Here is a 4,918-nt window from a genome sequence, read left to right on the forward strand (position 1 = left end):
GTGCAGGCCGAACGCGCCCGCCGACCGCGCGTTCGGCCTGCACGGCCGGGTGCGCATCCGCCCACGCCCGATAGTAGAGGGCGATCATACGGTGCTGCAGAATGTTGACGAAGTCGACGAACGTCGTGTCGCTGGTCAGTTGTGCCTCGGCGCCGGCGAACCAGCGTTGCGAGAGCCGGTCGAGCACCCAGCGCGTCAGATGCAGCGGCATTGGACCCTCGGGTCCCAGCAGACCAAAATTTGCCACCGTGACCCGGGCCGGTGCCGCATCGCGGGCTTCGCGGAACACAACCAGGTCCCGTGCGGAAAAGGCTAGGCGCACATGCTGGCCGAGCCGTGCCGGCTCACGGTCGGGACGGCCGGAATGGCCGAACAGACCGTTCCGTTGTTCGAGGCGGCGCAGCAGTTCGAAAAAGTCGAACGTCTCGGACAGACCTTCGGCCCTGTTCGGGCCGGGCGTGTCTAGATCAGGTAGCGATTGCCGGGCGTCATCGGCCATGGCACATCCTCCTGCTTCTGCAGCAGCCGCGTGCGAGTTCGCACGAAGCCGTTTATCCCGGCGTGACGAGCAAACAACCGCGCCAGCAAGGCCGAAAGCAGCAAGGTACTTTGGCCGGCCAGGACCGATTGATCAACATGCAACGTGACTTCGGTACCGCGTCCAAAGCACATCGGTCCATCGATTTGCAGACGTTCGATGACCGGCTGCGAGTCGATACGCACGATCGAATGCACATTTCGGGCAAGGCTTGGATCGCCGCGATCGGCATAAAGGTCGAGTAGCGCATGCAGGGGATCGATGCCGCGGCCTTCTTTGGCAAGACTGAGAAAGTTGAGCGCGAGCTGCGCCACCAGCCGCCAGGCGAGATCATCGGCCCGCGATTCCCCGTCGGCCCCAGCAGGCAGTGCCGCAGGAATAGCTGGCTGCGGCGCACGCAAGGCGCCAAGAAGCCTCACGGTTTCGACCGGGTCGCCGGCCTCTAACGTCAACGTCGGATTGTCATCGAGGATCGGCAGATCACGATTGGTGCAAAGCGCCATCACGTCGAGCCGCTTCAGCGGCCGGGTCGCCGGCCTTACGAGCGGCCGGGACACGGCCAGGAAAACGTCATCCCCGGTATAGGACGTTCGCGTCAGGCCTTCGCGGCGCTCCTCCTCCATCGCGCGGCGAGGGCGCCTTTCGGTCGAATAGACCCAACCACTACCGCCGTTCTGACCCAGGCTGAAGAGCTCGGGGATTTCAGCGTCGTTACCTTCCGTGTCGGCGTCCTCGACGCGGATGACCCGGTAGATTTCGAAGTCACGCGCCCGCGTCCGGTCCGCATGCAACACCTGGCGCGTCTTGCGTTCATCGACTTCGACGACGTTGCACTCGCGTTCGAACAGATTGATGATCGGTGTCGCGAAAAGTTCGAAGTCCGCCGGCGTCAGATCGGCCAGCTCGGGAACCGTGCGTTTGAACAGGAAAATGATCTCGAGTCCGGCCGCGCATTGGCGCACGACAGGCTGCAATCCCAAAACCCGTGCATAGTGAAAACGCTCGGGCATCATGAAGTATTCGCGCAGCAACCGGTATCCTTCGAATGTCGGGCGGGTGCGCGGCATCAAGGCCTCGTCGTCGCTGATGCCGATCATCTCGGGTGCCGGCAACGGCGACAGCGGGTTGGTCTTGCCTTCCGGTCGCGCTGCTGTGGCCGCGCAGGCGCCGAAAATCGCATCGAACAGTAGCGGCGCCTTGGTGCGTCCGGCAAAATAGAGGTCAAGCCGGTCGAGAGCCAGTTCGTCGAGCTTGCCTTTTCCGGTCCTGGCCAGCGTGAGGCGGAGCGCCGACTCGCCGCTGACACCGCCGATCGGTCCTATGCCAGCCATCGCCATCGCACTGCGGTCCTGAAAAAAGCTGACCGAAGTGACCGCGATCGGCCATAGAGTCATTTCCTGGGCGGTTGAGAAAATGCAGCGCGTTGACAGGCCTGGCTGCAGGCTGGAAACCAGCCGTGTGTTGCGCTTGACGACGTGGCCGGCCAGCATGGTCTGGACCTGCTGGCCGGGTTTCAGCACCGCCATCGCCGTTGCCGGCGCCGGCGTGACCAGATCGGGATAGAGAACGTCGAGCACACTGCGGGAAAATCGCGAGCGCTCGGCATCGACCTTTAGCCGGGTGCGCGCGGCCAGGAAGGCTACGCCATCGAGCAGGCGCTCGACATATGGGTCCGGACACGGCACCGTATCGAGGGAAAGATTGCGCGCCACCGCCGGATGCATGTCTGCGAATTCCGATGCAAGAGCGCGGATATGGCTCAGTTCCTCCTCGTAATATTCGACGAAGACCCGATCCATCTCAGGCCTCCCCAATTTCGGTCCGCGCCAAACCGTTGTCGAGATTGATCGTGGTGCGCAGGCGCATGCGTTCGGGAGTCGGGGTCATGATCAGAACGGCGTCTATCTCGATCTTCAGGCCGACGGTGTTGTCGCCAAGCGTGACCGTTACCTTTGTTGCGCTTTCCTTCAGGCGGGGCTCGAAGGTCGCGAGCACCATGCGGATCTCACGTGCCAACACCTCGCGATCGAAGTCGCGCGACGAGCGGCCCGAGAAGGAGGGCACGCCGTAATTGACCACGCTGCGGCGGACCTCCGGGAAATCGGCAAGCGAAGGGGGATTGTCCGCAACCTGTTCATTTTCCAGGTCGGAAAGAAGCGGCGTCGCCTCGAAGCGCTCTGTGTTGAAGAGCGCCTCGATGTCACGCCGTACCGCTTCCCTGAGCACGCGCGCCGATACCACCACGCCACGGCTTTCGATTTCGACGCGGTGCTGGGTCTGAACGGCCAACCGATGCAGACGGCGTTTCTGATCCGGTGTCAGTACCACATCGGCGTCGATGGCACGCGTGCTGCCGGCAACGAGTGTGTCGAGACGGTCCGCGCCAAGCTCGTCGAGCAGGACATGGCGCAGCCCGTCTATTTCCGAGGTCAGGCCCGGCAGATCATTGACGAGACGATCCCAAAGCGACGGCTGGACGGCTTCGCTTTTCGCCCGCAAGCTGCCAGTGGTCTGCTGCATGCCCGCGCCGGGTCGCCGAACCTCACTTGCCGACATAGACATCCATTTCGGCTTCATCATTGCCGTCATAGACGAATTTGATCTTCTTGTAGGCGAAGCTGACCTCTTCCTGGATCAGGTCTTCCTCATCCTCGGCCTGCGACATGTCGTATTCCATGATCGAGGCGTCGGTGAGGGTAACGACCAGGTAATCCTTGGTCTCGCCATCGATGGTCCGGCGGGCCGAGAACACCACCTCATCAAGGGCCTTGTTTTCGAACAAAGCCTTTTTCAGATAGGGCGATGATTTGTCGTAGTGCTTGGTGAATTTGATCATGCCCATGGAGACGCGGCCACGGCGTGACAGCGAATTGGGATCATAAGGTGCGACCATCTTGTAGTCGACGCCATGGATTTCGATCTCGTCATCGTGGCCGTCGCGGGTGCTGGGGCCTTTGATATCGGGAACCTTCAGGAAGCCATCAATCTTCGTAGTCGGCATTGTGTTTCTCCACCGCTTTCAAAAAACCAGGTTGTCGTTGCTGCGATCAAGTCTTAACGGACGGTAGTTCCGAGACCAGTCGGAGCGACGCGTTGATGCCCTCCAGCTGGTAATGCGGGCGCAGATAGAAGCGGGCATTATAATAGCCCGGCCGCCCCTCCACGCTGTCCACCTGGACCTCGGCGGCGGCAAGCGGGCGCTTGGCGCGTGCCTTGTCGTCGGCAAAGGCCGGGTTGGCCAGCACGTATCGATTGATCCACTCGGTCAACCAGATCTGCATGTCGGCGCGCTCCTTGAACGAGCCGACCTTGTCGCGCGCGATCGCCTTGAGGTAGTGCGCAAAGCGCGAGACCGGGAACAGGTAGGGCAGGTTGGCGCTCAGCCGCTCGTTCGACTGTGCATCGGGGTCGACCAGCCGCCCCGCCCGCGTTTCGTCGTCCTGCAGCGAGTGTGCTCCGATGAAGGCCGCGAGATCGGTATTCTTCCGGTGCAGGATGGGCATCAGGCCAAGCTTGGCCAGTTCCGCCTCGCGCCGGTCGTCGATGGCGACTTCCGTGGGACATTTCATCGCGATCGAGCCATCATCGGTCGGGAAGCTATGCACCGGCAGGTTGAGCACCGTGCCACCATTCTCCACGCCGCGGATCTGCGTGCCCCAGCCGAAAAGCTTGTGACTGCGGTTGATGTTGACGCCCATCGGGAAGGCGGCGTTCATCCAGACATATTTGTTGTGATCGCCCTCCACCTCTTCCTCGAAGGTGAAACCCTTCACCGGAACGGTATCGGTGCCGTAGGGCAGCCGCGCCAGGACGCGGGGCATGGTCAGGCCGATGTAGCGAGCGTCCTCACTCTCGCGCAACGACTGCCACGAGGCATAGGCGGGGTTGGAGACGATCTGCTGCAGGTCTTGCGGGTTCGGCAGTTCCTGCCAGCTGTCCATGCGAAATAGGCGCGGCGAAGCGGCCGCGATAAACGGCGTATGCGCGGAAGCGCAGATGCCGGAGATGTTGCGCAGCAGGCCGACGTCACGTGGGTGATTGGAGAACTCGTAGGCGCCGATCACGCAGCCGATTGGTTCGCCGCCAAGCATCGAATACTCGTCTGTGTAGACTTTCTTGAAGATCGGGCTCTGGTCCCACATCTGACCTTCATAGTCTTCAAGCGTATCGGCCAGCTGCTCTTTGGAGATGTTCATCACCCGGATCTTCAGCTTCTGATCCGTCTCGGTGTTGTTGACGAGATACCACAGCCCTCGCCATGTGCCTTCCATCTCACGCACTTCCGGCGCGTGCAGGATTTCGTTGACCTGTGTCGTCAGCATCTTGTCAATGCAGGCGATCAGCGACTTGATCGATTTGATGGCATTGGGAGAGATGGTG

The 4,918-nt window shown here is 61.7% G+C and carries 5 protein-coding genes; all 5 read right to left on the bottom strand.

Going from position 1 to position 4,918, the window contains the following annotated elements; genetic code table 11:
- The coding region (locus EN991_RS23255) for a type VI secretion system baseplate subunit TssG (RefSeq protein WP_164769322.1) at nucleotides 1-499 on the bottom strand (499 nt) is incomplete at its 3' end.
- Nucleotides 463-2,337: a type VI secretion system baseplate subunit TssF gene (gene tssF, locus EN991_RS23260; protein ID WP_024504478.1), complete on the bottom strand. Its 1,875-nt coding sequence runs from the start codon at nucleotides 2,335-2,337 to the stop codon at nucleotides 463-465. The genes EN991_RS23255 and tssF, both read right to left, overlap by 37 nt.
- Before the next feature lies 1 nt (nucleotide 2,338).
- Nucleotides 2,339-3,094, bottom strand: coding sequence for a type VI secretion system baseplate subunit TssE (gene tssE / locus EN991_RS23265; RefSeq protein WP_013525306.1), 756 nt, complete (start codon nucleotides 3,092-3,094; stop codon nucleotides 2,339-2,341).
- Nucleotides 3,081-3,539: an Hcp family type VI secretion system effector gene (locus EN991_RS23270; protein ID WP_013525307.1), complete on the bottom strand. Its 459-nt coding sequence runs from the start codon at nucleotides 3,537-3,539 to the stop codon at nucleotides 3,081-3,083. Before EN991_RS23270 ends, tssE begins: the two co-directional genes overlap by 14 nt.
- 46 nt (nucleotides 3,540-3,585) lie before the next feature.
- Nucleotides 3,586-4,918, bottom strand: a 1,333-nt coding sequence (tssC, locus tag EN991_RS23275) for a type VI secretion system contractile sheath large subunit (protein WP_127369630.1), incomplete at its 5' end; no start/stop codon positions are given.

Origin of the sequence: Mesorhizobium sp. M7A.F.Ca.US.005.03.2.1 (assembly GCF_003997795.1) — a bacterium.
Lineage (GTDB): Bacteria > Pseudomonadota > Alphaproteobacteria > Rhizobiales > Rhizobiaceae > Mesorhizobium > Mesorhizobium ciceri.

Coding starts and splice junctions, on each gene's coding strand:
- tssF (WP_024504478.1), bottom strand. CDS start 2,337: ATGGATCGGGTCTTCGTCGAATATTACGAGGAGGAACTGAGCCATATC.
- tssE (WP_013525306.1), bottom strand. CDS start 3,094: ATGTCGGCAAGTGAGGTTCGGCGACCCGGCGCGGGCATGCAGCAGACC.
- EN991_RS23270 (WP_013525307.1), bottom strand. CDS start 3,539: ATGCCGACTACGAAGATTGATGGCTTCCTGAAGGTTCCCGATATCAAA.